This is a genomic window from Serratia sp. HMSC15F11, assembly GCF_001808215.1.
GTDB classification, from domain to species: Bacteria; Pseudomonadota; Gammaproteobacteria; order Enterobacterales; family Enterobacteriaceae; genus Serratia; species Serratia nevei.
In genome coordinates, this window is record NZ_KV792462.1 from 1 (window position 1) to 25,501 (window position 25,501).

Consider the following 25,501-nt stretch of genomic DNA (forward strand, 5'->3'; position numbering starts at 1 on the left):
AAGAAATGACCTGCTTATTCGCACCTTCCTTAACACCTCGCGGTAATGATTGTGTCTGCCCGCAAGATCTGCGGGCAGACGGCCTGCAATAAGTGTTACGACATCAATGATCAGATGCGGGCGTTAAGCTTGAGGTCATACCCCGTCTTAATCACCGCACCCATGGAGCCATCGTTGTTTTGCTCTTTGTACTCAACTTCGATACGTGCGAAATTCAGCTTGATAACATCGGTTGGCAGCACGGTATCGATTTCAGTACCGATGGTGGAGTTCAGCGGCATATTACCCACGGTCTTGAATGAGGAAACCAGGCAGTTACTGAAGGTCACGGCAATAAAATCTTGCTGACCCTGGCCTGATTTACGGCAAACAAGTTTTGCCTGAGGAATATGCTCGCCGGTGGCGCACATCAGAAACAGCTTCGGCGAAGCCTTATTGCTTACCATACGGAATTCAAAGTCTTTCATTTCGACTTTGCCGGAACCACCGCCGCTGCCGAATCCCCAGCGCCCGGCATTTTCCTCCGCCCATTGCCAGGCTTGCAGCTGAATCCATCCCGGATAAGTTTGGTCAGGGGATTCACCGTCAACACCTTCAATCTTCAAAAAATAGTCTACTAAAGCTTTAGTGCTCATTTTTGTCTCCTTGACTGATAGGTCCTACTACGTTAATTGAAATATCTACTCAGATAAGTCGTTATATTGCCTACGCAATCATTGAAATAGCGACAATGGGAACCCATTAGCCATTAATAAATAGCCATGACGCAGAGAATAACGCCGCTAAATTTCAATGAAATATCAATTCTCACCCACGCCATTTAATAATTAACGTCGGCAATATCCAAACCAATAACCAGCCGTGACTTATCTGCTCCCATCTTTTTTGGCTGACGGAAGTTTTGATACCAATCGCAAGGACACGGTCATGCCTTCCAACTGGTAATGCGGGCGCAAATAGAAATGTGCGCGGTAATAACCCGGATCGTCTTCAACATCCTCAACGCGAACTTCGGCGGCGGCCAATGGACGACGCGCTTTCGTCGCTTCCGTCGACACGGAAGGATCGCCATCCACGTAATTCATCAGCCAGTCATTCAGCCACAGCTGCATATCGTCTCTGGAACGGAAAGAACCGATTTTGTCGCGTACGATGCATTTCAAATAGTGTGCAAAGCGGCACGTGGCAAAAATGTACGGCAGCCGGGAAGAAAGCTTGGCGTTGGCCGTCGCATCCGGATCTTCATATTTCGCCGGGGCATGCATGGTGCAAGAACCGATAAAGGCGGCGAAATCAGAATGTTTGCGATACACCAAAGGCAAGAACCCGGCGTCTGACAGCTCTTGCTCGCGCCGATCGGAAATGGCGACCTCCGTCGGGCACGTCAGCTCATAACCGCCCTCATCGGAAGGGAACGCGTAGGCGGGCAGTTCCTCCACCGAGCCGCCGGATTCGATGCCGCGGATTTTCGAACACCAGCCGTACTCATGGAAGGCGCGGTTGATGTTGACGCCCATCGCATACGCCGAGTTGGCCCAGGAGAAATCATCATCCATATCCGGCCTGACGGCCTCCTCGAAAGCGAACTCTTCGATCGGGTTGGTCTTCGCACCGTAAGGCAAACGCGACAGGAAACGCGGCATGGTCAGCACCAGATAACGCGAATCGTTGCTTTCGCGCAGGCGGCGCCAGGAAGCGTATTCCGGCGTGGTGAAAATCTTGCCGATATCCCGCGGGTTGCCCAATTCATTCCACTTGCTCATCTGCAGCAGCGACGGCGAAGCGGCGGAAATAAACGGACAGTGCGAGGCGGCGGAAATTTTCGCCAGCTCCGTCAGCAGCGTCACGCTCATCGGGCTGTGATCGAACTCAAAATCGCCGATGATGCAGCCGAACGGCTCGCCACCGAACTGGCCATACTCTTGTTCATAAATTTGTTTGAACACCGGGCTTTGATCCCAGGCCGATCCGCGGTAGCGCCGCAGATTGCGCGTCAGCTCATCCTGGCTGATGTTCAATACCCGAATCTTCAGCGTTTCGCTGACGTTGGTATTGTCAACCAGATAACTCAGACCTTGCCAGGCGGACTCCAGCTTCTGGAACTCCTTATGGTGCAAGATATTGTTCATCTGCTGCGAAAGCTGCTCGTCAATCTGGGCGATCAGCGATTCAATGGTCAATACGACATCCTGGCTGACCTTGACCTTGCCCTGGTTGGCATATTCGGACAGCGTGCCGATGGCCCGACGAACCGCTTCTGAGGCCTCGTTCGTTCTGGGCCGGAACGAACGCTTGAGCAGACCGTCAAGCTCGTTTTCCGTTTCCTGCGTTTCAACTTCAGCGACCGCCGTTGCCTGCTGCTTAGCTGAATAGCGTCGTTGCCTCGCTCTCATTCCTCATCTCCTTTATTCCCGGAATCCTGCACATCCTGTTCTGCATCCGCGACCGTTTTACGTGCATCCGTCACCAAACGATGCAGAAAATCGGGCTTCTCCAGCAGATTCTTCACCACCTCTTCCGCGCTGGATTTGCCATCCATATACGTGATCAGTTCCGTGAGATGTTCGCGGGCCTCCAGCAGGCGTTGCATCTGCGGAACCCGTTTGGCGATGGCGCCGGGCGAAAAATCCTCCATCGATTCAAACTCTAATTCCACGTCCAGCAGCGCATCGTCCTCACTCAAGGTATTCTCCACGTAAAATTGAAGACGAGGTTTAATGGCCCGCATGCGATCGTTGAAATTGTCCTGATCGAACGTCAGGAATTTCCGCTCTTCGATCGGCAGCAAAGGTTTTTTCCGATGCCCAGAGAGATCGGACATGACCCCCGTGACAAAAGGTAACTCTACTTTCTTTTGTGAACCGTAGAGCTCTACGTCATATTCAATTTGCACGCGGGGCGCGTTATTTTTACCGATAAATTTCTGAGAGCTTGAGTCCTTAGCCATTGGAAAACTCCTTTGTGAGAAAAATTACTTCCCGGACAATTGATTTAACGAGGCCAGAGATTCCGGCAAAAGCTCCTCAACAATCGTCGCGAAGTCCATACCGATCATTTTTTGTGAACGTCGAATAAGAATGGGGGCCGGATGGCTGGGCTCATAGTTTTGGAAATAGTCCAAAACCTGGTCCAACAGCAAAATGACATCCTGCCGGGAACGGATATATTTGCCAGGCAGGGTGGCCGGCACCTCCGCCGCTTCCGCGTCGGCCGGCGCAGCGCCGATCTCCTCCGGCAACTCCTGCTGTTCGAGAGAGAGCAGTTGGCGGCTGAAGAGCGCTAAATAGTCGCGTACCTGGCGGCAGTCCAGCCGGTAATCTTCAGCCTGCAGGTTGGCGTAGTTTTCCACGCGCTCCAGGGCGTCGATTCCCCGCGACAGCTGTTCTTTTAATGACGGCATATTTCTGCCGGCAAAATAGCTGTCAGCCTGCCCCAACACCTTCACCACTTCCGAAAAATGCAGGCTTTTGCCTTCCTGCTCGTCCATTCGCATATTGAGCAGTTCATCGGTGGTTAACGGCGTATCGGGGAAGATCTTGCTGTTTTTGATTTCGTGCAGGCAGGACGAGGTGGCGAGCCAGCCTAACGCGGCCGCATGGAAGCTGTCCGTCGCCGGCTCCATATCGGCCTGAGGGAAAATGGTGCTCCCCTCTTCGGCATATTTGCCGTCGATAGTCGTGATGCCTTGATAGACAGCCGAAAAACCATCGATATGAAGGTTAGCGCGCATAAACCACAGCACGACATGTAAATCGAAGCACTGTTCAAGTAAGGCGGCGGATTGCTCGCGAATAGCATGCCAATTGATGTCGCGCGCATTATCCACGGCATTCAGCGGATCGGTTTGGCTGTCAAATTCCGATAACGTGAATTCAATTTCACTGTATCGAGGGTCAAATTCGACGCCGTTAACTGCTGTTGAGATGACTTCATTCATGGCCTGATATCCTTTTCATCAGCACTACAAACATAAAGCCTATAAAAATGGGCTTTTACATTCGCCAGTCTTTCCCAGAGTCCTTTTAGCGTAATTAGTCGTCACCAAGCCCGCAAATTGTTTAGATGTATTAATATTAACAACAATAATAGATTAAACCTATCAATAAAAACTCAGTGATCGGTTTAAACTATTTTACATTTACACATTTATTTTTTAATTTTAAAATCAATAAGTTACAAGCAATAATTATGCAAGCTAATAATAGGAAAAAAATCAAAAAATGCCCTAAAAACAACGTTTCTCCGTTGGTAGGATAATTCCAATAAAACCTCAGAATACAAATAATTTAACAATCAAATGGTAACTATGCTAAATAGTGAAATTTTTTCATACAAGCATGACAGTCATTCGTTTCTTGCGATCGGGTAGCACGAAATGATCATGAGAACACGATGACAGTGTGACTTTCATTTCCAGCACTCAGTACTTACAAATGCGAAACCTGGTGTGAAAATAAACAATTTGGCGAGAGTTTTGATTATTAATTTTAAAGCTTAGGTTCTGAGTTAACATTCCGCCGTGGCGCACCTAACACGGTAGTGGCGCGCAAACAGCTGGGTTGATAAAGCGCATTTTTTATAGTTAACCCAGGGTAATGATCAGATTAACTTAAGATTCACTCCCCCACTCACCGACGTATTCTTTTACGCCAGGCCAGCACTGAGTCAGCATCTAAAAAATCGCTGGGTTCGATAAAGTGGTATAAATAATATCATTTCACCTGCCGGAAAAATAACCACTTCAATCTTGTGACGGCGATAACCCCGTTATGACCAGCGATCCACTCCATGCTCAAGGGATGTTTTCCTAACTGATAAGACCACTAATTTGATACTAGCAAAGCCAAAACCAATATCAAGGAAAAACATTATTTTTTTAATAAAAAATTAACAAAATAATATACAATTATCAAACAATTCAATAACTTAAAAAATCAGTATTTCTGTTATTTTTAGTCTGATAAAAATAGTTCACCCAAGTTTACAACCGATCATAATGCCACTCATAAAATCAGTCGGAATCTCTTCACCGTTGAATTCACATCAAAAAAAAAGGAAAAAATCGAAAATAAATGCAACGAGCAGCATTCCTTTCCACAGGATCAACTTTCGCAAAACAAAATAAGCAAGATAATTCCCAATAAGATGGCGAAAAAGAACCGCTAATTAGTTAGCGGTACAAAATAAAAACAAGATTAACCCTATGGAGTTATATCACACGCGCTTCGTCGATTATTATTAAGGAAAAAAACCTTATTGATCTTTATGTTGCCACCATCCTCACACAGTGACGCCGCCGCGACTCCGGGGGTAAAAAAAGACATAAAAAGAATGTGCAGCCGCATAACCAGGTAACGCGTGAAAACGGCCCAGAGACTTTTTTTACCCTACGTTCAGCCGGTGTGAGAATGTTATTGCGGGTGAAAAAGCGGAACGCAACCTCCCCTGCCTCCTTGAACGTGCGCTCCCTGAGAGAGCTGCCGCCTTTCAGCTATCCCTCCACCTCACGCGAAAAGTCGACGCGAAGCCCACCGTTTTACTGATCCAGGACATCTTTCGCATTCACCTGGCTGGTACATTGATTGAAAATCATTCCTATTCAGGAGAAAAGGCCATGGTTAAATCACTGAATGCGGCATTCACTCGTCTTTTTGATCGCCCGGACGCCGGCAAGTTGGCGCTCAGATTGACCTTCGGCGGGCTGATGCTGTTTCACGGCGTAGCGAAAATTCAGCATGGCGTCGGCTGGATCGCCGGAGCGCTGCGGGAACAGGGGCTGCCCGCCTTCATCGCCTATGGCGTGTATGTGGGCGAGATCCTGGCGCCGATACTGATCATTTTGGGGCTGTTCACCCGCCCCGCCGCGCTGGTTTACGCCTTTACGCTGGTGGTGGCGTTTTTGATGGTGGGCACTGGCAAGGTATTCACCGTCACCGACGTCGGCGCCTGGGGCATTGAAAACGAACTGGTGTTCTTTATGGGCGGGCTTGCCATCCTGCTGCTGGGCAGCGGCAAATACGCGATCGCGCGCAATGAAGCCTATCGATAAGCGGTACCATGATTAAGGAGGTTCCTGATGTGAACCTCCTTTTTGCACGCTTAAGGTTTGGTGAGCAGCGTGTTCGCCATGAAAGACAATAAGGCGGTCGATTCGGGGAAGGCCGCGCGGTTCTCGGTGACCGCGCGATCAAACCGCCAGTTCATGATGTAAACCACGGGCGCAGTCGGATACCGATTAATGAAATCCCAATACAGTTGAATTTGCGCATGAAGTTGCTGGTCGTTCATTCCTAACGACGCCGTAGAAGGCGGTACCAACACCCATTTTTGTCCGGCGGCGCTTATCGGCGCCAGGCGATTGTAGGTACTCCACATATCCGCCACCGACCAGTTGTAGTTATCCACCCCAACCCAATCGGGCGTGCTTTTGACGTTGGCCGGGCACGCGGTCGCGGGTGCGCCCTGCTGTATTTCACGGATCCATTCGGCGTCGTTGGCATGCCGGTAGGACAAGATGGTATAGACGGGGATCGCGACCCCATACTGCTGCATGGCCTGCCGCAGGGTGCAAACATAGCTGGAGTATTGGTAAGCGTCATATTTCCCCGCGGTCTGTAAGGCAGGAACGTCGAACGGCTCATCGATAAAATAAATGGCGCCGGGCTTATATTTAGCTTCGGCGATCTTCTTGACCACCGTCCAGATGGCGTTCCAGGAACCTGCGGCCCGGCAACTGCTGTTCGAGACCGCCCCAGGGCAGATATCGATAAACGGCGATCCCGATACCGCCCCCGAGCCAGCCTGAATATTCACGGCGCAGGTGCCACCGGCGCAAACAGGCAGATTAAGGCTTGCCATCGTGTGCACCACATTCAGATTGGTCATACTGAAGCCGGTGTCGGTAATCGCCTTAAGCGCTTCTGTGGCGCTGAAAGACGGCGTGGCGGTTTCATAAAAGTCCAGCCAGTCATAGCCGTAATACTTGATATTGGCATTGGGGCCCGCCGCCAGCGCGTTAGCGCCGAACAGGCACCAGCACAGCAGTGCAAAACGTTTCAACATACTCTTCCCCTTCAAACCCTCGTCGATGCTAGCCAAAGGTGGGCGGCAAACGGCGCCGCCGACCGGAAACACCATCATGGCACCGGCTATCGGCGGTGGCCCGCCGTTTGCGTTGTACAGCGGCAGAGCGAACGCGTTTCAGGTTTGAGGAATACGTCGCGTCGGTTTGCTTGCCGAGCGGCGAGGAGACGCGGGTAAAAAAGAACCTGGAAGAGCCAGGCAAAGCCCGGCGGGAATCAAGCTTTAGAGTCTGAACCGCCGGCTATCGGCCATTAACTCTCGGCCAGGCGGTACACCGGGACCTTGCGCGTGGTGCCGGTCAGGGTGTCGAAGATCTCCGTTTCCGCCGTCACGATCGCCATGCCGGTTTTTCTTAGCCTGCGCACCTCGGCGGCAATGCGCTGGATGCCGAACCAGAACAATCCGTCCAGCGCCGTTACCGGCAGCCCTTGCTCGAGCGCCAGTCTGAGCCGCTCACGCGGCGCCTTGAGCGCCTTGGCGATTTCCCGGTAAGGCAGCGCGTCCACGCCCGATGCCGCCCGGCGGTGAATGCGGGTCGACAGGCTGTACTGAAAGGCCTCCGGCACGCCGCTCAAATCGCTTTTCAGGCTGTAGACGCAGCCGAAACGCTTGCCGTTGAACACCACATTCTTCTGGCTGAGCGGCAGTTCCTCCCGTATTCCGGCGATCAGCTGCGGCGCCCGCACCAGCAATAACCGGAAAGGCAGTTCGAAGCTGGTTACGTAGTCCACGTTGAGCAGCGCAATGCGCAGACGCTCTTCCGCTCCGGCCTGCGTCTCGCGGCACTCGTTCAGCACCTCGCTCCACTGGTGCGCAAGCCGCGGGGCCTCATCCAGCGGCGCGAAATGGTATTTCTCGATGTGATAGTCGATTTTCTCGTTCATGCCCGTTAGCCCCCGCGTCAGTCATCATTGCCATCAGCAAATTACCCTACCCGCGGGCAACAGTACAACACCGCATCGCGTGACAGGAGGCGTAAAAACGGGAAAACGGCGCAGGTCGGGGTGGCGGTCACAGCAGGACAAAGAGTGAGACGAAAAGACGGTTTGATAACGTCGGGACAGGGATATAAGGGACGACAGCCGATAGGAACGCTGGTTTTACTGTGATGGGGATCGTTGAAAGATTTATTCGTAAGTGATTGAATAGTGGCGGAGAGAGGGGGATTTGAACCCCCGGTAGAGTTGCCCCTACTCCAGTTTTCGAGACTGGTCCGTTCAGCCGCTCCGGCATCTCTCCTAACAACGCTTGCTATCATGCCCGCTTTTACGGCATTTTTACAGCATTAGCATACCGCTGAACGTTCAAGTGATGAGTTTACGAGCAACCTGATGATTAAATGGCCGTGGAAAGCGACTCAACCCTCTCAACCCCAGGCAGACACTCAGGCCCAGTGGCAGGACGCGCTGGCGATCCCGCTGCTCTCGCCGCTGAATGAGCAGGAGCAGCAGCGGCTGGTGGCCGTTGCCGGGCAGATCTTGCAGCAAAAGCGCATCGTGCCGCTGCAGGGGCTGCAGCTCACCTCGCAAATGCAGGCGCGCATCGCCCTGCTGTTCGCCCTGCCGGTGCTGGAACTCGGCGCGGAGTGCCTCGACGGCTTCAACGAAATTCTGCTCTACCCCACTCCGTTCGTGGTGGAAGACGAATGGCAGGACGAAATTGGCCTGGTGCACTCGGGGCCGGTGGTGCAGTCCGGCCAAAGCTGGGAACAGGGGCCGATCGTGCTCAACTGGCAAGACGTGCAGGACTCTTTCGATCTTTCCGGTTTCAATCTGGTGATCCACGAAGCGGTGCACAAACTGGATATGCGCAACGGCGGCGTCGCCACCGGCGTACCGCCGATCCCGCTGCGCGAAGTGGCCGCCTGGGAGCACGATCTGCACGCCGCGATGGAAAGCCTGCAGGACGAGATAGACATGGTCGGTGAAGAGGCCGCCAGCATGGATGCCTACGCCGCCACCGATGCGGCCGAGTGCTTCGCCGTGCTGTCGGAGTATTTCTTCAGCGCCCCCGAGCTGCTGGCCGAACGCTTCCCGGCGCTGTACCAGCACTTTTGCCGCTTCTACCGCCAGGATCCGCTGGCGCGCCTGCTACGCAGCCAGGCGGAGAACGACGCGCAATGGGCTGATTGACGGGCACATTGCTCAGATACCGAGCAGTCGCACCACTCAAGGCAATTTAGCGTTGACACACCCGGGGCCGCTGGATATGATGCGCCCCGTTCACACGATTCCTCTGTAGTTCAGTCGGTAGAACGGCGGACTGTTAATCCGTATGTCACTGGTTCGAGTCCAGTCAGAGGAGCCATATTTAGAGAAGCCCGCTTAAGGAAACTTAAGCGGGCTTTTTGCTATGGGGCATTTACAGCCCGCGTTGTTCCATCAGCAGCGCCAAATCGACCAAGCGGTTGGAGAAGCCCCACTCGTTGTCATACCAGGCGAGCACTTTCACCAGGTTGCCGCCGATGACCAGCGTAGACAAACCATCGATAATCGACGAACGCGCGTCGCCCCGATAGTCGCTCGACACCAGCGGTTCATCGCTGTACCCCAAGATCCCTTTCAGCGGGCCGGATACCGCCGCCGCGCGGAAAGCGGCGTTAATCTCCTCCGCCGTTGCCGGGCGTTTCAGCGTCACCGTCAGATCGACGATGGAAACCACCGGCACCGGCACCCGCAGCGAGTAACCGGTCAGGCGGCCGTCGAGATCCGGGATCACCTTGCCGAGCGCCTTGGCCGCGCCGCTGGAGTAAGGCACGATCGACTCCGCCGCCGCCCGCGCGCCGCGCAGATCTTTTTCCGGCTGATCGTGCAGCGCCTGGCTGTTGGTATAGGCGTGAGTGGTGTTCATCAGCCCGTATTCGATGCCGAAGGCCTGATGCAGCACCTGAGCGGCGGGTGCCAGTCCGTTGGTGGTGCAGCTGCCGTTGCTGACCACTTTATGCAGCGCCGGATCGTAGAGCTGGTCGTTAACGCCCATGACGATGGTGATGTCGTCGTTCTTAGCCGGCGCCGAGATAATCACCCGCTTGGCGCCGCCGTGGGTGATGTGCACTTCCGCCTTGGCTTTATCGGTAAAGAAGCCCGTCGCTTCGATCACCACGTCCACGCCCACGCTGCTCCAGGGGATCGCGGCGGGATCGCGCTGCGAAAACACCTGGATCGGCCGGCCGTCCAGCAACAGCTGGTTGTCGCCGGCTTCCACCCTGGCCGCCAGGGTGCCGGAAAGCGTGTCGTATTTCAGCAGGTGCGCCAGCGTCTTGCTGTCCGTCAGATCGTTGATCGCCACCACTTCAAAATCGCTGCGGCCCAGCGCCGCGCGCAGCACGTTGCGCCCGATCCTGCCGAAGCCGTTAATGCCTACTTTCACCATGATGCTCTCCTCGTTTTGGGCTTTGCCTCAAATCTAGCCCTGCCCCGAGGCGGCGTAAATGACGTTTACCGATCAATTTAAGCCAAATTGCGCGCGTGGAAACGTTCGCGGTACTCGCTCGGGGTCAGCTGCAATTTGCGCTCAAACACCCGCCGCAGGTTAAGGCCGTTGCCAAAGCCGGTGGCCAGCGCGATCTGTTCGATGCCCTCCGCACTCTGCTCAAGGCGTTGCCTGGCGGTATGCAACCGCCCTTCTTCGACGAATTTGGCGGGAGAAATGCCCGTCTCGCGGGTGAATACGCGGGTAAAGTTGCGCGGGCTCATCGCCACGCGTTCGGCCAACCGATCGACGCTGAGATCGTCGGCGAGGTTTTCCAGGATCCAAGACTGCAGATCGCGGATCGGGCCCGGCGATTTGGCCTGGTTGAGCGGGTAGCGGCTGAACTGCGCCTGCCCGCCGGGGCGACGCAGAAACATCACCAGATCCTGCGCCACTTCGCGCGCCTGCACGAAGCCATAGTCGTCCTCCACCAGCGCCAACGTCAGGTCGAAGCCGGAACTGACGCCGCCGGAGGTCCAGATCGGCCCATCCTGCACGTAGATCGGGCCATTCTCGACCTGTACCCGCGGGAAGCGCGCCTGCAGCGTTTCCGCCAGCCGCCAGTGGGTGGTCGCCCGCCGTCCGTCCAGCAATCCGGCCTCGGCCAGCAGCAGAGCCCCGCCGCAAACGGAAGCGATACGGCGCGCCTGCGGGGCCGCGCGGCGCAGCCAATCCGCCACCAGGGCGCCCTCTGCTTCGGTCGCCCCCTTGCCGGCAACGATGACGGTATCGCGCGGCAGGGCCGGATCGAGATCCGCCAGGCGATGGTCGGCCAACAGGCTCAGCCCGGACAGGCCGTGTATCACCCGATGGGATTGCGTGGTGGCGACCGCGATCTGATACAGCGGCGCCCCGGCAGGGCTCAGACGGTTGGCCTGCATCAGGATATCGGCGATGCCCGCCGCTTCGAACAGCATGCCCCCTTCAGGGACGATAATCAGGAATGTATGCATGGCGATAATAAGAAGAACGAGCAAAACAGGTCATGCAGCCACTGTATAAGAAAAGCCTCGCCGGTTCACTCTGCGGGCATAAAAAAGCCCGCCGGCAAGCACCGACGGGCCCGGAAAGCACTGCCCTCAAGCCTGCGGCAGGCTCACTCCGCCGGCGCGCGCCAACTGCGCCAGCAGCGCCGTTTGAAACGCCTCGTCGTGTACCGCCGCGTGGGGATCGAACCGTTGCTGATGGTGCCAATAGCCGCCGGACGCCAGGGCCTGCGGCTCATCGCTGGTCACCAACCACGCCTGCGTCACATGCCCCAGCGCCAGATCGTCGGGCGCATCCGCGCCGCCCATTTTGGTCGGCACCCAGCCGGGATCGACCGCGCTGCTGATCACGTCAGGCCACAGGCGCGCCACGGCGGCGGCCAGCGCAGTGACGAACAGCTTGCTGTCCGAATAGGAGCCCGCAGCGCCGCCGAGCCAGTCTACGCCGTTCAGTTCCGGCGCTCCGTCAAAGTGCATGCTGCTGCTCAGGTAGACGATGCGCTTGGGGCGTTCGATCAGGGCCGTCAGCAGGTAGGGCGCAATCACGTTCACCGGCATCACCTGCGGCCCGGTAAACATACCGGCGTTGTGGATCACCGCGTCCGGGCGGCCGAGGCGATTGACCTGCTCGGCAAGCTGCCGGATCTGCTGCACATCGGACAGATCGCCAATCACCGCCTGCGCGCCGCGATCCAGCAGGTCGCGCACCGCGTCCAAACGGCCGGGCGCACGCGCGTGCAGAATAACCTGATGCCCTTCGTCCAACAGCGTTTGCGCGGCGGCGCGGCCCAGCCCGTCTACCGAACCGGTAATGAAAATGCGTGACATGTTACTCCTCCGTTTAGCGCCAGCCGAGCGCCGGCGCGACATGGGTTAAAATCGATTCGATGACGTGGGCGTTGTACTCCACGCCCAGCTGGTTAGGCACCGTCAGAAGCAGCGTATCCGCTTCGGCGATGGCCTCGTCCTGCGCCAACTGCTTGATCAGCACGTCCGGCTCGGCGGCATAGCTGCGGCCAAAGATCGCCCGGGTCTGCGCGTCGATATACCCCAGTTGATCGCCCTCCTTGCCGCCGCCGCCGAAGTAGTTGCGATCCCGCTGATCCACCAGCGCGAAGATGCTGCGGCTCACGGAAACCCGCGGCTCATGCGCGTGGCCGGCCTCTTGCCAGGCGGCGCGGTAGGCGCGGATCTGCTTGGCCTGCTGAATGTGGAAGGGTTCGCCGGTCTCGTCGTTCTTGAGCGTCGAGCTTTGCAGGTGCATGCCGAGCTTCGCCGCCCAGACGGCGGTGGCGTTCGAACCGGCGCCCCACCAGATGCGGTCGCGCAGCCCGGCGGAAAACGGCTCCGGCCGCAGCAGTCCGGGCGGATTCGGGAACATCGGCTGCGGATTGGGCTCGGCGAACCCTTCGCCGCGCAGCGCTTCCAGGAACACTTCGGTATGGCGGCGGGCCATGTCCGTGTCGCTCTCGCCGTCAGCCGGGGCATAGCCGAAATAGCGCCAGCCGTCGATCACCTGCTCCGGCGAGCCGCGGCTGATGCCGAGCTGCAGCCGCCCGCCGGCGATCAGATCCGCCGCGCCGGCGTCTTCCACCATGTACAGCGGGTTTTCATAACGCATGTCGATCACGCCAGTGCCGATCTCGATGCGTTGGGTTTTGGCGCCGATGGCGGCCAGCAGCGGGAACGGCGATCCCAGCTGGCGCGCAAAGTGGTGTACGCGAAAATAGGCGCCGTCCGCCCCCAGATCTTCGGCGGCGACCGCCAGATCGATGGACTGCAGCAGCGCATCCGCTGCGGAACGGGTGCCGGACTGGGCGGAAGGCGACCAGTGGCCGAACGAGAGAAAACCAATCTTTTTCATCGGGAATCATCCTCAAAGGCAAAATCATCGGCCTACAGTGACAAAAATCGCGCGCTCTGCGCCAGCAAAATCGCCCCCGATCGCACTAAACGAACCGATTGCCGCCGCGCCGCCCGGCGATTGTAATCAAAAAATAAATGTCGTATAACAAGCAGCTCCGAGGGGTGTCCTGTTACGGGCTGAGATGGCGCAAGCCGAACCCTTTGAACCTGATCTGGGTCATGCCAGCGAAGGGACGGTTAGGCAACAACGCTCTCACCCGTTGCCTGTTCATACCCCAGCGTGCCCGGATCTCCACTGACTCAAGGAGGTCCCATGTCCATCACCACCCTGTTCGAAAGCGGTCTTTACGGCCGGCTGCGCCAACATGCCGGCAGCCACTGGCAAGATTACGTCGATCACCCGTTTCTGCAGCAGCTGGCCGCCGGCACCTTGCCCGAACGCGCTTTTCGCCGCTACCTGACCCAGGACTACCTGTTCCTGCTGCACTTCGCCCGCGCCTACGCGCTGCTGGTCAGCAAGCTGCGCACCCTGCCGGAAATGCGCGCCGCCACCGCCTCGCTCAACGGCATCGTCGCCGAACTGCCGCTGCACGTCGCCTACTGCGCCGAATGGGGGCTGAGCGAAACGCAGATCGCCGCCCAGCCGGAAGCGGCGGAGACCATGAACTACACCCGCTACGTGCTGGATATCGGCCATGCCGGCGACGCCCTCGACCTGCTGGCCGGCCTGCTGCCCTGCGTGGCCGGCTATGCCGAAATCGGCCTGCGGCTGCTGCACGACCCCGCCACCAAAATGGAGGGCAATCCTTACGCCTCCTGGATCCGCAACTACGGCGACGAGGGCTATCTGGCCGGCGTGCGTGCCGCCATCGAGCTGCTGGAAACCGTCGGCCACCAGCGCGGCGCACAGGGCCGCCTCACCGAGTTGGCGCAGATTTTCACCACCGCCACCCAGTTGGAATCGGCTTTTTGGCAGATGGGGCTGAACGCCTCATGACCTCCCCGCTTCTCCCGCCCGGCATCCAGGTGCGGGATCTCAGCCTGCGTTTCGGTCAGCAAATCGTCTTCGATCGGCTGAGCTTCGACATCGCCGGCGGCAGCTTCGTCGCCCTGCTCGGCGCCAGCGGCGCCGGCAAAACCAGCCTGCTGAAGATCATCGCCGGCCTGGAACGGGCTACCTCGGGCACGGTGACCGGCAGCGACGGCCTGCCGATCGCCGGGCGCATCGCCTACATGGGGCAAAAAGACCTGCTCTACCCGTGGCTGACCGTCGAGGAGAACGTCGCCCTCGGCTCGCGGCTGCGCGGCGAAACGCCGGACCGGGCGTGGGCGGCGCACCTGCTGGAGCTCGTGGGCCTGGCCGCGCATGGCCGCAGCCTGCCCGCCGCGCTGTCCGGCGGCATGCGCCAGCGCGCCGCCATCGCCCGCACGCTCTACGAACGCCAGCCGATCGTGCTGATGGACGAACCCTTTTCCGCGCTGGACGCCATTACCCGCGCCGAGATCCAGAGCCTGGCCGCCGAACTGCTGGCGCAAAACACCGTGCTGCTGATCACCCACGATCCGATGGAAGCCTGCCGCCTGAGCCACCGGCTGCTGGTGCTGTCACCCTGGCCGCTGGGCCTCGACGATACCCACCGCATCAGCGGGCAACCGCCGCGCGCGCCGGATGACGCCGAGTTGCTGAAAAGCCAGGCCGAGCTGCTGCAGCAGCTGGTGAGGGCCGCGCAATGAATATCGCCAAAGAACGCGGGCTTACCCGCCTACGGCGCGGGCTGACGGTGTTTGCCGGCCTGCTGCTGCTGTGGTGGCTGGCGGCGCAAAGCGGCATTCCGGCCTTTCTGCTGCCCACGCCGAGCGCGGTGGCGCAGGCGCTGTGGGACGGACGCGCCTATCTCGCCTGGCACACGCTGGTCACCGCTTCGGAGATCGTCAGCGGGCTGGCGCTGGGCGTGCTGCTCGGCGCGGCGCTGGCGCTGTGCATGATCTTCTCGCCGCGCCTGCAACGCTGGCTGATGCCGCTGGCGCTCACCAGCCAGGCGATACCGGTGTTCGCCCTGGCGCCGCTGCTGGTGCTGTGGTTCGGCTTCGGCATGAGCGCCAAGGTGGCGATGGCGGTGCTGGTGATCTTCTTCCCGGTGGTGTCGGCCTTTTTCGACGGGCTGCGCCGGGTCAACAACGACTATCTCGATCTGGCGCGCACGATGCGCGCTTCGCGCTGGGCGCAGCTGCGGCACGTGCGGCTGATGGCGGCGCTGCCGGCCTTCGGCTCCGGCCTGCGCATGGCCGCCGCCGTCGCGCCCATCGGCGCCATCATCGGCGAATGGGTCGGCTCGGCCGAAGGGCTGGGCTACGTGATGCTGAACGCCAACGCGCGCATGCAGACCGACGTCTGCTTCGCCGCGCTGTTTATTTTGGTGCTGATGACCGTGCTGCTGTGGGCTGCGGTGGATGCGCTGCTGCGGCGCCTGATCGCCTGGGCGCCGGAAAACGACTGATATACCCGTCATATTTCAAGTTACAGGTGTGTTGGCTGCCTTTGCTCACCCGAATCACTTACTTAAGTAAGCTCATCGGGACTCGCTCAGTTGCCGCCTTCCTGCAACTCGAACTATTTAGGGTATAACCTTTGAATAATAAGGAACCAACCATGATTAAAAAGACCCTCTGCGGGCTGCTGCTCAGCGCCGCTCTGGCTGGCCAGGCCGGCGCGGCCGAAAAGCTGACGCTGGTGCTCGACTGGTACATCAACCCCGATCACGCGCCGATTATGGTGGCCGAGCAGATCGGCGCCTTCAAGGCCGCAGGGCTGGACGTCAAGATCGTGCCGCCGTCCGATCCGGCGCTGCCGCCGCGGCTGGTGGCCGCCAAACAGGCCGACCTCGCCATCACCTATCAGCCGCAGCTGCATTTCTTCGCCGATCAGGGCCTGCCGCTGATGCGCGTCGGCTCGCTGATCAACACGCCGTTGAATACGGTGATCGCGCTGGATAAAAACATCACGTCGCCGGCGGATCTCAAGGGCAAAACGGTGGGTTACTCGGTCAGCGGCATCGAACAGGCGACGCTGGCCACCATGGTCGAACACGAGCACCTCAAGCCGCAGGACATCAAGCTCATCAACGTCAACTTCCAGCTGACCAGCGCCCTGCTGGCGGGCCAGGTCGATGCGGTGATCGGCGGCTACCGCAACATCGAAGCGCTGGAGCTGAAGCTGCAGGGCAAGACGCCGGTGGTGTTCAACGTCGAAGATTTCGGCGTGCCGGCCTACGACGAGCTGATCATCGTCGCCCACCGCGATGCGGTGAACGAGCCGAAAATTCGCAAGTTCCTCGCCGCGCTGAAGCAAGGCAGCGACTACCTGCATGCGCACCCGCAGGACACCTGGCTGGCGTTCGCCAAGGCGCACCCGGAGCTGAATACCGAGCTGAACAAACAGGCTTGGCAAGCCAGCCTGACGCTGTTCGCGCGCGATCCGGCCAAGCTGGATCGGGCACGCTACCAGGCTTACGAACAGTTCCTGTTCGACAACAAGCTGATCAAGAAAATCACCCCGGTGGAACAGTATGCGGTGGAGCTGAACTGATCACGCCGAAGCGGCCGGCGGCGCCACCGTCACTTCGCCCTGGCCGCTGCGCTGCAGGGCCGCCTTCACCAGCCCGTTGGCCTTGCAGCGTTCGATAAACGCGTTCACGTAGGCGGCGCCCTGCGTTTTTTGCCGCGGCACCGCCATCGCCTGGCGAATGGCGGTGAAATGCCCATCCAGCACTCGGTAGCCGGGATGGGCGGCCGCGGCGGCCAGCAGCGGTTGACGCACGCCGGCCGCCGCCTCCAGCCCGCGTTCGAAAAACAGCGCGATCGCCTCGGCGGAAGTAGCCGCCCGCACCAGCTGCGCCTGCTGCAGCGTACGCGACAAAAACAGATCGTACGCGGCGCCCTGGCCGACCGCAATGCGCACCTCCGGCCTGTCGAGCTGCGCCACCTCAAAGTAAGGCGCGTCGTTTGCCACCAGGTAAGTCCCCTCAATGATCACGTAGGGTTCGCTGAAGGCGATTTGCGCCGCGCGCACCGGCTCGATGGCCATAAACGCCAGGTTCCAGGCGCCGCTGTCCAGGTCGGCGAACACCTTGCCGGCCGCGTCATAGGTCACCAGCTCCAGCGCCACGTCCAGTTCGCGAGCCAGCGCGGCGGCCAGCTCCACCGAAGCGCCTTGCGGTTTGCCACCGGCTCCGGCCTGTGCCAGCACCGGATTGCCGTAGTTGATCGCCGCGCGCAACACGCCTTGCGGGGCCAGATCGTCGAGTACCGCGGCGGGAATCGTCTGCATACTTCCTCCTGAATGGCTGATGGGCGCACCGTCGTAGCGCTCATTAAGCGTAGAGCGAAACCTCCGACCAGCAAGCTTTCGCCGCCGAGGCCGCCGTCGGCGTGATTAACGTCACACTATTGTCATAAAAATGTACAATAGCCGCCGCTCGTCGGCCGTTGCGGGAGATCGCGCGTTGTTCCGCCGCCGGCAATAGGCTATACCCTTCACTTTTCGCGCCGCGGCACGCTCGGCGGCGCAAACCAGGGCAGCAACGGTTTTATTTCAATCAGACAAGGTTTGGCGGATGGTTCTAGCAGTCGTTTCGTTTGTTCTTTTTTTGGCGTCAATTTTGATTTATCGCACCCGGGCCGCCGCCAACCGCTGGTGGTTCGCCATTCTGCTGACGCTGCTCGGCAGCTATCTGGTGCTGAACGTCATCCTGATCGCCAGCAACTACTTCACCGGCGACGGCATCACCGACGCGGTGATTTACACCGTCACCAGCAGCCTCAAAGGCGCGGGCATCAGCAAATACGTGCTGCCGTTTATCGGCCTGCTGGCGGCGTTGGGACTTATCTTCGCGGTGCTGGCCCGCAGCCTGCTGCGCCGCAAGGCCAAAGGCAGCAGCGTGGCCTACAGCGTCGTCGCCGTGCTGCTGGCGCTGTTTTCGGTTGGCACCACCCCGGCGTTTCAGGACATCTCGCTGCTGGTCAAGAGCCAGATCGTCGGCGATACCGCCGATTTCACCACCTACTACAAGGCGCCGAAAAAGACCGTGCAGGGCAAACGGCCGAACCTGGTGTACATCTATGCCGAGAGCCTGGAGCGCACCTACTTCGATACCGAGCTGTTTCCCGGCCTGGCCGACGAGCTGAACGCCCTGCGCGCAGACAGTATCGATTTCAGCAACACCCAGCAGCTGCCGGGCACCGGTTACACTATCGCCGGCATGGTCGCCTCGCAGTGCGGCATTCCGCTGTTCGCGCCCTTCGACGGCAACGCCTCCAGCGCGGTCTCCACCTTCTATCCGGAGAACGTCTGCCTGGGCGACGTGCTGAAGGCCGCCGGCTACAGCAACTCTTTCTATCAGGGCGCCGAGCTGGCGTTCGCCGGTAAAGACACCTTCCTGAAATCCCACGGTTTCGACCACGTTTACGGCTTCAAAGAGCTGCGCGAACAGGTCGCCGAACCGAGCTACAAAAACGACTGGGGTTGGTACGACGACAGCGTGCTGGACGTGGTGTACGGCAAGTTCGTCGAGCTGTCCAAGCAGCGCCAACCGTTCTCGCTGTTTACCCTGACCGTCGACACCCATCACCCGGACGGCTTTATCTCCGCCGGCTGCAGCAAAAAGAGTTACGCCTGGCAGAATAAAGAAAACCGCTCGCTGAGCGCGGTGGCCTGCAGCCAGCAACACATCGCCGCGCTGATCGACAAGATCAAACGCTCGCCCTATTTCAGCAACACCGTGATCGTGGTGTCCTCCGATCATCTGGCGATGAACAACACCGCCTACGATATCCTGACCAAACAGAAGCGCCGCAACCTGTTCTTCATCATCGACGGCACCCGGCCGCTGGCGGAACAGCGCAACGAGAAGCGCAGCACGCTGGACAACGGCGCCACGGTGCTGGACGTGATGGGCGGCGACAACTACATCGGCCTCGGCCGCAGCAGCCTGTCGGCGCCGTCGCTGTCTACGGTGTTCCTGAACATCGAAGAGAAGATCAACGGCTGGAAACCGGCGGTGATCAACCAGTGGGGCCTGCCGAACCGCATCAGCGACTACAGCGTGGATACGCGCCGGCGCAGCTTCAGCTTCTCCGGCGTCACCTACAAGGTGCCGTTCATTCTGCGGGTGGGCGATAACCGCATCGAACCGATGTTCAACGTCTACCTTTCCACCCCGCTGCGCAAGCAGCTGGCCGGGCTGGGGGCGGGGGAGAAATTCGTCTGGGTCGATAAATGCTACGAGATCGGCCGGGTCTGGGCGCCACAGCTGGCGCTGAGCACCGACATCTGCGTAGCCTCCGGCACCCTGGCCTCACCGCCGCAGATCGTACAGGCCAACGGCGATCGCTTCCGCGGCAAGGTGAGCTTTACCGCCCCGGCGGCGGACAGCGTCGCCGATTATCAAAACGCCGTCGCTCGCCTGCAGGTGGACGACGCGGCGATGAAGTACCGGGCGGACAGCATCGAGTTCATGCTGCCCGGCATGCCGGAACAGGTGAAGGCCATCACTGGCGTTTCCGGCGTCGAGGAGTGGGGCCGCTGGTCCGACGCCAACCTGGCGCCGGCGGTCGACATCGATTACGTCGATCCGCTGCCGAAGCGCTTCGATCTGGTGCTGCGCGCCCGCGCCTACGGCAACAACGTCGGCGAACCGATGTCGGTGCGCGTCGGCGACGAAGAGCGCTTCGTGTCGCTCGGCGAACAGGACAGCACCGTCACCCTGCGCTTCGACAACCCGCGCGGCGCGCAGAAGATCAGCATTACCCCGCCGGCGCCGACCGAGCCGAAAGAGAGCGCCAGCGGCGGCTTTACGCCGAAGAAGCTGGGCATCGGCCTGGTGTCGCTGAAGGTCGAAGCGGCCGCCCCCGCCTCCTGATCCCCACGCCTTCACGGACGCGGTATTTTCTTTGCCGCGCCCGTCATTTCGGCCAAGCTTTTACGCCCTTCTTCGGCTAACCTGTGACGGTAAAACGCCGCAACCCCGCCACAGAGCCGGGACATCCAAGGAGAAAGTATGAGCTATGCCCCACCTCGCAGCGGCCTCAGCGCCGATCAGGCACTCGATCAACTGGAAGCCCTGTATGACGCCGCGGTAGACGCGCTGCGTCAGGCGGTCGGCGACTTTATCAGCCACGGCACGCTGCCGGATGCGCAGGCGCGCGCCGCCGGGCTGTTCGTGTATCCCGAACTGCGCGTCAGCTGGGACGGGCAGCAATCCGGCCCGAGCAAAACCCGCGCCTTCGGCCGCTTCACCCATCCCGGCAGCTACAGCACCACCGTGACCCGGCCGCAGCTGTTCCGCCACTATCTGACCGAACAGTTGGCGATGCTGGAGCACGATTACGCCGCCCATATCGAAGTGGCGCCGTCGCAGCAGGAGATCCCGTTCCCTTACGTGATCGACGGCTCCAGCCTGGCGCTCGATCGCTCGATGAGCGCCGGCATCGCTCAGCATTTCCCCACCACCGAGCTGGCGCAGATCGGTGACGAAACCGCCGACGGCCTGTATCACACCACCGACAACCATTTCCCGCTGTCGCATTTCGATGCGCTGCGCGCGGATTTCTCGCTGGCGCGGCTGCGGCACTACACCGGCACGCCGGTGGAACACTTCCAGCCGTTCGTGCTGTTCACCAACTACACCCGCTATGTGGATGAGTTCGTGCGCTGGGCCTGCGCGCAAATCGCCGATCCGGCCAGCCCGTACATCGCGCTCTCCAGCGCCGGCGGCACCTATATCACGCCGGAAACCAGCGCCCCGGAACAGGCGGTGTCCGATCTGGCGTGGAAAAATCACCAGATGCCGGCCTATCACCTGATTTCGCGCACCGGCCAGGGCATCACGCTGATCAACATCGGCGTCGGCCCGTCCAACGCCAAGACTATCTGCGATCACCTGGCGGTGCTGCGCCCGAGCGCCTGGCTGATGATCGGCCACTGCGGCGGCCTGCGCGAGAGCCAGTCGATCGGCGATTATGTGCTGGCCCACGCCTATCTGCGCGACGATCACGTACTGGATGCGGTGCTGCCGCCGGATATCCCGATCCCGAGCATCGCCGAGGTGCAGCGCGCCCTGTACGACGCCACCAAGATGGTCAGCGGCATGCCCGGCGAAGAGGTCAAACAGCGCCTGCGCACCGGCACCGTGGTCACCACCGACGATCGCAACTGGGAGCTGCGCTATTCCGCTTCGGCGCGGCGTTTCAACCTCAGCCGCGCGGTGGCGGTCGACATGGAGAGCGCCACCATCGCCGCCCAGGGTTACCGCTTCCGGGTGCCGTACGGCACGCTGCTGTGCGTCTCCGACAAACCGCTGCACGGCGAAATAAAACTGCCGGGCCAGGCCAACCGCTTCTATGAAGGGGCGATCTCCGAGCACCTGCAGATCGGCATCTGCGCCATCGATCTGCTGCGCGCCGAGGGCGATCGCCTGCACTCGCGCAAGCTGCGCACCTTCAACGAACCGCCGTTCCGGTAACGGTTCTCAGGCCCGCTGCGGCGTAATGTTTGCCAGTTAGCGTTCTTATGAAGTTGTTCGTGGAGTTTCGGTCGATAAATAAAAGTTGCGCCATGAAACTCATGTGCCTCGACCGAACAAGGGGCCGTAAGCGCGGCCCCTTGCAACCCGCGCCTTTGCCCAATCAGACGGTTGGCTTTGCCAACGTTACTCAGCCCATCCCTGGGCCTCGCCCCTTCGGGGCCGCTGCAAGCAGCGTTCAAATCTGCGCCAGGCAGATTTGTCCTCCCTCCGCCATACCGCATTGAGGCCGGTTGCGACAGGCGTCCCTGCCTGTCTCACCTGAAACCGCCGTCCATGGCGGTTTCGCCTAATGCGCTATGCCTGCGCTCGGCGTCTTCAAGGGCGCCAAACATCGTGCTCACCCCGCCATTTTCATTGTCTTTTAAGCAGTTAACATCAAACAGTGAGGAACACTTTCCCGATGGCAGAAATTCGGGAGTTGGCCCTGACGCACATCACCAACTGCCGATTAAAGCTGCACACAACGCACTCAGGTGGGATAAAAATTGCCGATCAAGCTTAATTGACCAGTAATTTTTATCCTCAACGCACCAGCGCCAGCGCGCGTTTCTCCTGGCTGCGGCCGCCGGCGATCGACAGCAGCATGTCTTTGACCAGCAGAACCGGGGCGGACAGCGCCTGTTGGCCCGACATACACAGCGCCAGCGGCACAGACATCGTCGGCGCATTGATGCGCGCCATCCAGGCCTTGGCCGGGCCGATCATCGCGCGCGCCACCGATTCCGGCAGCACGGTCGCCCCCAGCCCGCCGGCGATCGCGGCGCTCAGCGCGCCCGAGGATTCGATCTCCCCCACCACGTTGATCGCCAGCTTGCGCAGCGCCATCGCCTCTTCCAGCTGATTGCGTACCGCATCGCCCTCGCGCGGCAGGAACAGGTTCAGCCGCGCCACGTCCAGCAGCTCGACGCTGTTGCCGGGATGCGGCACCGCACGCGTCGCCACCAGATAGAGATCTTCCCGCATCAAGGCGATGGCGTGCAGCCCGGCGGGCATTTTGGCGCCGTAGACCATCGCCATGTCCAACGTCTGGTTAGCCACCTGCCCGGCCAGCGCCGCGCCGCTGTTCTCATGCAGGCTGAGCAGGATGCCCGGCTGCTGATCGCGCAGGCTCTGCAGCAGCGGCAGCGCCAGCTGCGCCGCCGTGCTGCCTGACGCCAACCCGAGAGACACCTGGCCGCTCATCGCCTGCCCGGCGCTGTTGACCGCGCTCTGCGCCTGCTCGCACTGGCGCAGAATGGTCTGCGCGTGGGCATAGAGAATATTGCCGGCCTCGGTCGGCTGTACGCCGCGCTTGGTGCGGATCAGCAGCTGTTGTTTCAGCTCCCCCTCCAGCGTCGCCAGCTGCTGGCTGAGCGCCGGCTGGGCGATGTGCAACACCTCCGCCGCCTGGGTCAGGCTGCCGATATCAACGATTTTCACGAAGTACTTCAGACGTCTGAAATTCATAGTGCCTCCAGCGAGCCGCTAAATTGAGAATGCCGAAATCCGGTCAGGCACCGCAGCAAGATCCGGGCCAGAGTCGGTAAACGGCCACGGAGGCGGGATATAAGGCGGTCAACGGCCGTTCGTCGGGCGGCGAGCGCCACAGCGCAGGGCAGACGTTGCACCACAGGCAAGCAACGGCCCGAACAACGGGCCATCCGGGGGCACTGCGCGCGGGATAAGCGACAAAAGCGAGAAAAAGCAGCAGGTTGGGCAATCTTGCAGCAAACGGGCGCATCGGGTGTTTTCGCGCTTTACAAGCCGCAACCGCCCCGCTATTATTCGCCCCGTTCACACGATTCCTCTGTAGTTCAGTCGGTAGAACGGCGGACTGTTAATCCGTATGTCACTGGTTCGAGTCCAGTCAGAGGAGCCATATTTAGAGAAGCCCGCTCAGGGAAACCCGAGCGGGCTTTTTGCCTTTCAGCCGCCGTCAAAAGCTGCGTTTCGCCACCAGATAGGCGCCCGCCACCAGCAGCAGGGCGCCGAACAGCGCCGGCAGATTCTCGCGCAGCGCCGCCGGGCCGGCGCGGTAGACGTCCACCAGCAGCCCCATGCACAGCTGGCTGGCGACCAGGATCGAGATGGTGGCCGCCGCGCCCAGTTTTTGGTAGCCCAGGATACCGGCAAACACGAACAGCGATCCCAGCAGCCCCGGCAGCAGCATCCACCACCTGGCGGCGCCGGTCACTTCCGCCACCGCGCCGAGGCCGTTTTTGGCCAGCAGCAACCCCACCAGCAGCAGCAAACCGACGCTGGAATTGATCACCAGCGTGATAAGGATGGTCGAGACGCTTTCGGTCATGCGCACCATCAGCAGATTCTGCACCACCAGCCCCATTCCCGCCGCAATCAGCAGCAATAGCATATTCATCGCCCTGTCTCCCGGGATCAGTGCGCCGGCGGTGCCGCCCGCTCGTCGAGCGTCAGCTGCAGGAAAGTCAGATCCAGCCATTGGCCAAATTTGGCGCCCACCTGCTCCATGCGCCCCACCTCGCGGAACTCGAGCGCCAGGTGCAGCTGAATAGAGGCCTGATTACCGGATTCGATGCCGGCCACCATCACATGCTTGCCGATCTCCCGCGCCCGTGCGATCAGGGCGATCAACAGCGCTTTGCCAATCCCTTCACCGCGATGCGCCTGATGGACATACACCGAGTGTTCTACGGTATGGCGATAGCCGTCCCAGGCGCGCCAGTCGCCGAACGACGCATAGCCGATCGCCTCGTCCGCGCCGTTCACCGCCACCAGCACCGGGTAGCCCGCCGCCTGCCGTTCGCCGATCCACGCCGCGCGATTGGCCGCATCCACCGTTTGTTCATTCCAGATGGCGGTGCTGTTCAACACCGCGTCGTTATAGATGGCGGCAATCGCCGCGCTATCGTTAAGCGTCGCATTTCGTATAATCATGGTTTACCCCGGCCAATTGTCCACTATAACACTACGATATGAATATTAAATTAGACAATCTAAATCAGCTGATCGGCGCACGCATTCGCATTGAACGCGAGGCGCGCCACTGGTCGCTGTCCGATCTGGCCGAGCAGGCGGGCGTCTCACGGGCGATGGTTCATAAGATCGAGCGCGGCGAGAGCAGCCCGACGGCGATGCTGCTGGGCAGGCTGGCGGGGGCGTTCGGCCTCAGCATGTCCAAGCTCATCGCTCGGGCGGAAACGCAGGAAGGCCGGCTGCTGCGCCGGGAAGATCAGCCGGTCTGGGTCGATCCGGAGAGCGGCTACGTGCGGCGCCACGTTTCGCCGCGCACCGATCTGCCGCTCGATCTGGTGCGTATCGAACTGCCGGCCGGCGCGACGATCCCGATGCCGGCCTCGGTGTATGCCTTCAAGCGCCAGCTGATCTGGGTCTTATCCGGCGAGTTGGTCTTTGTGGAAGGTGACGCGCGCCATGACATGGCCGAGGGAGACTGCCTGGAGCTCGGCCCACCGGCGGACTGCCGCTTTGAAAACCAGAGCGACCAACCGTGCGTGTATATGGTGGCGGTGCTGAGCGCCGCCTGACGCCCCGCCCGCG

At 59.9% G+C, this 25,501-nt stretch carries 23 protein-coding genes, 3 tRNA genes and 1 riboswitch; of the genes, 11 read left to right on the forward strand and 15 right to left on the reverse strand.

The features are described from left to right. Window positions 1-110: 110 nt before the first annotated feature. From HMPREF3138_RS12465 to HMPREF3138_RS12480, 4 genes are all read right to left on the reverse strand, one after another. A complete protein-coding gene (locus HMPREF3138_RS12465) occupies window positions 111-635 on the reverse strand; it encodes an Hcp family type VI secretion system effector (protein WP_004935369.1) in 525 nt (174 codons plus the stop codon). Between the two features lie 231 nt (window positions 636-866). Then, window positions 867-2,393 (reverse strand): type VI secretion system contractile sheath large subunit, encoded by a 1,527-nt coding sequence (gene tssC, locus HMPREF3138_RS12470; RefSeq protein WP_019456177.1) that lies wholly within the window; start codon window positions 2,391-2,393, stop codon window positions 867-869. Continuing rightward, entirely contained in the window at window positions 2,390-2,947 is a 558-nt protein-coding gene (tssB, locus tag HMPREF3138_RS12475) for a type VI secretion system contractile sheath small subunit (RefSeq protein ID WP_038872309.1), read from the reverse strand. The genes tssC and tssB overlap by 4 nt, the downstream gene beginning before the upstream one ends. Window positions 2,948-2,971: 24 nt before the next feature. Beyond that, window positions 2,972-3,937 carry a type VI secretion system protein TssA gene (locus HMPREF3138_RS12480; protein WP_038872313.1) on the reverse strand — a complete coding sequence of 322 codons (966 nt, stop codon included), beginning with the start codon at window positions 3,935-3,937 and terminating at the stop codon, window positions 2,972-2,974. Between the two features lie 1,677 nt (window positions 3,938-5,614). On the opposite strand from HMPREF3138_RS12480, the gene HMPREF3138_RS12485 reads away from it, so the two are divergent. Further along, on the forward strand, window positions 5,615-6,049 hold the full coding sequence (locus HMPREF3138_RS12485) for a DoxX family protein (RefSeq protein ID WP_038872322.1): 435 nt from the start codon (window positions 5,615-5,617) through the stop codon (window positions 6,047-6,049). 50 nt (window positions 6,050-6,099) lie between these two features. Here HMPREF3138_RS12485 and HMPREF3138_RS12490 read toward each other — a convergent pair whose 3' ends face one another. The 3 genes from HMPREF3138_RS12490 to HMPREF3138_RS12500 all read right to left on the reverse strand — a co-directional run bounded on the left by HMPREF3138_RS12490 (window position 6,100) and on the right by HMPREF3138_RS12500 (window position 8,322). Next, the gene (locus tag HMPREF3138_RS12490) at window positions 6,100-7,062 is read right to left on the reverse strand and encodes a hypothetical protein (protein WP_038872325.1); all 963 of its coding nucleotides are present in this window, start codon (window positions 7,060-7,062) and stop codon (window positions 6,100-6,102) included. Between the two features lie 272 nt (window positions 7,063-7,334). Continuing rightward, entirely contained in the window at window positions 7,335-7,967 is a 633-nt protein-coding gene (locus HMPREF3138_RS12495; protein WP_038872328.1) for an ECs1377 family protein, read from the reverse strand. A 265-nt stretch (window positions 7,968-8,232) separates the two neighbouring features. Next, window positions 8,233-8,322: transfer RNA gene (locus HMPREF3138_RS12500), tRNA-Ser, on the reverse strand. 92 nt (window positions 8,323-8,414) lie between these two features. Between HMPREF3138_RS12500 and mtfA the strand changes: the two genes are divergently transcribed. Continuing rightward, window positions 8,415-9,215: a DgsA anti-repressor MtfA gene (mtfA, locus tag HMPREF3138_RS12505; RefSeq protein ID WP_038872331.1), complete on the forward strand. Its 801-nt coding sequence runs from the start codon at window positions 8,415-8,417 to the stop codon at window positions 9,213-9,215. Between the two features lie 99 nt (window positions 9,216-9,314). Next, window positions 9,315-9,390: transfer RNA gene (locus HMPREF3138_RS12510), tRNA-Asn, on the forward strand. 54 nt (window positions 9,391-9,444) lie between these two features. Here the strand turns inward: HMPREF3138_RS12510 and gap are convergent. The 4 genes from gap to HMPREF3138_RS12530 form a co-directional block, all read right to left on the reverse strand. Then, on the reverse strand, window positions 9,445-10,455 hold the full coding sequence (gene gap / locus HMPREF3138_RS12515) for a type I glyceraldehyde-3-phosphate dehydrogenase (RefSeq protein WP_038872334.1): 1,011 nt from the start codon (window positions 10,453-10,455) through the stop codon (window positions 9,445-9,447). A 77-nt stretch (window positions 10,456-10,532) separates the two neighbouring features. Then, window positions 10,533-11,507 carry a GlxA family transcriptional regulator gene (locus HMPREF3138_RS12520; protein ID WP_038872337.1) on the reverse strand — a complete coding sequence of 325 codons (975 nt, stop codon included), beginning with the start codon at window positions 11,505-11,507 and terminating at the stop codon, window positions 10,533-10,535. A gap of 126 nt (window positions 11,508-11,633) precedes the next feature. Next, window positions 11,634-12,368 carry an SDR family NAD(P)-dependent oxidoreductase gene (locus tag HMPREF3138_RS12525; protein ID WP_038872340.1) on the reverse strand — a complete coding sequence of 245 codons (735 nt, stop codon included), beginning with the start codon at window positions 12,366-12,368 and terminating at the stop codon, window positions 11,634-11,636. Between the two features lie 13 nt (window positions 12,369-12,381). After that, entirely contained in the window at window positions 12,382-13,404 is a 1,023-nt protein-coding gene (locus tag HMPREF3138_RS12530) for an LLM class flavin-dependent oxidoreductase (protein ID WP_038872343.1), read from the reverse strand. Between the two features lie 150 nt (window positions 13,405-13,554). Then, window positions 13,555-13,657, forward strand: a riboswitch (TPP riboswitch). Between the two features lie 62 nt (window positions 13,658-13,719). Here HMPREF3138_RS12530 and tenA point away from each other — a divergent pair. From tenA to HMPREF3138_RS12550, 4 genes are all read left to right on the forward strand, one after another. Beyond that, on the forward strand, window positions 13,720-14,403 hold the full coding sequence (gene tenA, locus HMPREF3138_RS12535) for a thiaminase II (RefSeq protein ID WP_038872347.1): 684 nt from the start codon (window positions 13,720-13,722) through the stop codon (window positions 14,401-14,403). Continuing rightward, entirely contained in the window at window positions 14,400-15,140 is a 741-nt protein-coding gene (locus HMPREF3138_RS12540) for an ABC transporter ATP-binding protein (protein WP_070559078.1), read from the forward strand. Before tenA ends, HMPREF3138_RS12540 begins: the two co-directional genes overlap by 4 nt. Beyond that, the gene (locus tag HMPREF3138_RS12545; RefSeq protein WP_038872353.1) at window positions 15,137-15,904 is read left to right on the forward strand and encodes an ABC transporter permease; all 768 of its coding nucleotides are present in this window, start codon (window positions 15,137-15,139) and stop codon (window positions 15,902-15,904) included. Before HMPREF3138_RS12540 ends, HMPREF3138_RS12545 begins: the two co-directional genes overlap by 4 nt. Window positions 15,905-16,056: 152 nt before the next feature. Beyond that, window positions 16,057-16,992 (forward strand): ABC transporter substrate-binding protein, encoded by a 936-nt coding sequence (locus HMPREF3138_RS12550; protein WP_038872354.1) that lies wholly within the window; start codon window positions 16,057-16,059, stop codon window positions 16,990-16,992. Here the strand turns inward: HMPREF3138_RS12550 and HMPREF3138_RS12555 are convergent, their stop codons facing one another. Then, complete coding sequence (locus tag HMPREF3138_RS12555) at window positions 16,993-17,733, reverse strand: transporter substrate-binding domain-containing protein (protein ID WP_038872357.1); 741 nt, start codon at window positions 17,731-17,733, stop codon at window positions 16,993-16,995. Between the two features lie 286 nt (window positions 17,734-18,019). On the opposite strand from HMPREF3138_RS12555, the gene opgB reads away from it, so the two are divergent. Next, a complete protein-coding gene (gene opgB / locus HMPREF3138_RS12560; RefSeq protein ID WP_038872360.1) occupies window positions 18,020-20,323 on the forward strand; it encodes a phosphatidylglycerol--membrane-oligosaccharide glycerophosphotransferase in 2,304 nt (767 codons plus the stop codon). Window positions 20,324-20,461: 138 nt separating this feature from the next. Next, entirely contained in the window at window positions 20,462-21,925 is a 1,464-nt protein-coding gene (locus HMPREF3138_RS12565; RefSeq protein WP_038872363.1) for an AMP nucleosidase, read from the forward strand. Window positions 21,926-22,510: 585 nt separating this feature from the next. Here HMPREF3138_RS12565 and nac read toward each other — a convergent pair. Continuing rightward, window positions 22,511-23,434, reverse strand: a complete 924-nt coding sequence (gene nac / locus HMPREF3138_RS12570) for a nitrogen assimilation transcriptional regulator NAC (protein WP_038878026.1) — start codon at window positions 23,432-23,434, stop codon at window positions 22,511-22,513. A 336-nt stretch (window positions 23,435-23,770) separates the two neighbouring features. On the opposite strand from nac, the gene HMPREF3138_RS12575 reads away from it, so the two are divergent. Next, window positions 23,771-23,846: transfer RNA gene (locus HMPREF3138_RS12575), tRNA-Asn, on the forward strand. Window positions 23,847-23,903: 57 nt separating this feature from the next. Here the strand turns inward: HMPREF3138_RS12575 and HMPREF3138_RS12580 are convergent. Further along, on the reverse strand, window positions 23,904-24,344 hold the full coding sequence (locus tag HMPREF3138_RS12580; RefSeq protein ID WP_038878024.1) for a DMT family transporter: 441 nt from the start codon (window positions 24,342-24,344) through the stop codon (window positions 23,904-23,906). 17 nt (window positions 24,345-24,361) lie between these two features. Further along, window positions 24,362-24,880 carry a GNAT family N-acetyltransferase gene (locus tag HMPREF3138_RS12585; protein WP_038878022.1) on the reverse strand — a complete coding sequence of 173 codons (519 nt, stop codon included), beginning with the start codon at window positions 24,878-24,880 and terminating at the stop codon, window positions 24,362-24,364. A 38-nt stretch (window positions 24,881-24,918) separates the two neighbouring features. Between HMPREF3138_RS12585 and HMPREF3138_RS12590 the strand changes: the two genes are divergently transcribed. Beyond that, complete coding sequence (locus HMPREF3138_RS12590) at window positions 24,919-25,488, forward strand: helix-turn-helix domain-containing protein (protein ID WP_038878021.1); 570 nt, start codon at window positions 24,919-24,921, stop codon at window positions 25,486-25,488. Window positions 25,489-25,501: the final 13 nt, after the last annotated feature.

Excerpts from the sequence above, each read along its gene's own strand:
- HMPREF3138_RS12465 (WP_004935369.1), bottom strand. The coding sequence starts at position 635 with ATGAGCACTAAAGCTTTAGTAGACTATTTTTTGAAGATTGAAGGTGTT.
- tssC (WP_019456177.1), bottom strand. The coding sequence starts at position 2,393 with ATGAGAGCGAGGCAACGACGCTATTCAGCTAAGCAGCAGGCAACGGCG.
- tssB (WP_038872309.1), bottom strand. The coding sequence starts at position 2,947 with ATGGCTAAGGACTCAAGCTCTCAGAAATTTATCGGTAAAAATAACGCG.
- HMPREF3138_RS12480 (WP_038872313.1), bottom strand. The coding sequence starts at position 3,937 with ATGAATGAAGTCATCTCAACAGCAGTTAACGGCGTCGAATTTGACCCT.
- HMPREF3138_RS12485 (WP_038872322.1), top strand. The coding sequence starts at position 5,615 with ATGGTTAAATCACTGAATGCGGCATTCACTCGTCTTTTTGATCGCCCG.
- HMPREF3138_RS12490 (WP_038872325.1), bottom strand. The coding sequence starts at position 7,062 with ATGTTGAAACGTTTTGCACTGCTGTGCTGGTGCCTGTTCGGCGCTAAC.
- HMPREF3138_RS12495 (WP_038872328.1), bottom strand. The coding sequence starts at position 7,967 with ATGAACGAGAAAATCGACTATCACATCGAGAAATACCATTTCGCGCCG.
- mtfA (WP_038872331.1), top strand. The coding sequence starts at position 8,415 with ATGATTAAATGGCCGTGGAAAGCGACTCAACCCTCTCAACCCCAGGCA.
- gap (WP_038872334.1), bottom strand. The coding sequence starts at position 10,455 with ATGGTGAAAGTAGGCATTAACGGCTTCGGCAGGATCGGGCGCAACGTG.
- HMPREF3138_RS12520 (WP_038872337.1), bottom strand. The coding sequence starts at position 11,507 with ATGCATACATTCCTGATTATCGTCCCTGAAGGGGGCATGCTGTTCGAA.
- HMPREF3138_RS12525 (WP_038872340.1), bottom strand. The coding sequence starts at position 12,368 with ATGTCACGCATTTTCATTACCGGTTCGGTAGACGGGCTGGGCCGCGCC.
- HMPREF3138_RS12530 (WP_038872343.1), bottom strand. The coding sequence starts at position 13,404 with ATGAAAAAGATTGGTTTTCTCTCGTTCGGCCACTGGTCGCCTTCCGCC.
- tenA (WP_038872347.1), top strand. The coding sequence starts at position 13,720 with ATGTCCATCACCACCCTGTTCGAAAGCGGTCTTTACGGCCGGCTGCGC.
- HMPREF3138_RS12540 (WP_070559078.1), top strand. The coding sequence starts at position 14,400 with ATGACCTCCCCGCTTCTCCCGCCCGGCATCCAGGTGCGGGATCTCAGC.
- HMPREF3138_RS12545 (WP_038872353.1), top strand. The coding sequence starts at position 15,137 with ATGAATATCGCCAAAGAACGCGGGCTTACCCGCCTACGGCGCGGGCTG.
- HMPREF3138_RS12550 (WP_038872354.1), top strand. The coding sequence starts at position 16,057 with ATGATTAAAAAGACCCTCTGCGGGCTGCTGCTCAGCGCCGCTCTGGCT.
- HMPREF3138_RS12555 (WP_038872357.1), bottom strand. The coding sequence starts at position 17,733 with ATGCAGACGATTCCCGCCGCGGTACTCGACGATCTGGCCCCGCAAGGC.
- opgB (WP_038872360.1), top strand. The coding sequence starts at position 18,020 with ATGGTTCTAGCAGTCGTTTCGTTTGTTCTTTTTTTGGCGTCAATTTTG.
- HMPREF3138_RS12565 (WP_038872363.1), top strand. The coding sequence starts at position 20,462 with ATGAGCTATGCCCCACCTCGCAGCGGCCTCAGCGCCGATCAGGCACTC.
- nac (WP_038878026.1), bottom strand. The coding sequence starts at position 23,434 with ATGAATTTCAGACGTCTGAAGTACTTCGTGAAAATCGTTGATATCGGC.
- HMPREF3138_RS12580 (WP_038878024.1), bottom strand. The coding sequence starts at position 24,344 with ATGAATATGCTATTGCTGCTGATTGCGGCGGGAATGGGGCTGGTGGTG.
- HMPREF3138_RS12585 (WP_038878022.1), bottom strand. The coding sequence starts at position 24,880 with ATGATTATACGAAATGCGACGCTTAACGATAGCGCGGCGATTGCCGCC.
- HMPREF3138_RS12590 (WP_038878021.1), top strand. The coding sequence starts at position 24,919 with ATGAATATTAAATTAGACAATCTAAATCAGCTGATCGGCGCACGCATT.